The organism is Cobetia sp. SIMBA_158, assembly GCF_046566945.1.
GTDB lineage: Bacteria > Pseudomonadota > Gammaproteobacteria > Pseudomonadales > Halomonadaceae > Cobetia > Cobetia amphilecti.
Genome location: NZ_JAWJYL010000513.1, coordinates 1 through 264 on the forward strand (window position 1 = coordinate 1; position 264 = coordinate 264).

Here is a 264-nt window from a genome sequence, read left to right on the forward strand (position 1 = left end):
CTGGTACAAAGTTGGCAAAGGTTTTTTCTTCAAGTAATGAAAATTTATAAAATACAGTAAGCGCTGTGAACATAGCCGACAATGTTTGTTGGCTAGCCGTAGATTCTTTAAGCATAAAAGGGCGCCAGTTTTTATTTAATCGGCGAATGCCTTGCTCATCTTTATAACGCCACTGAACAGAAGTCGATGCCCACTTTTTATCGGGTTCAACCATAAAATCAACATAGGCTTCAATATCTTCACGTTTTAATTCGAATACTGACT

At 37.5% G+C, this 264-nt stretch carries 1 pseudogene; it reads right to left on the bottom strand.

Annotated elements, in window-relative coordinates:
* Positions 1 to 264, bottom strand: a pseudogene (locus tag R2R70_RS20890) (hypothetical protein); the annotation flags it as partial.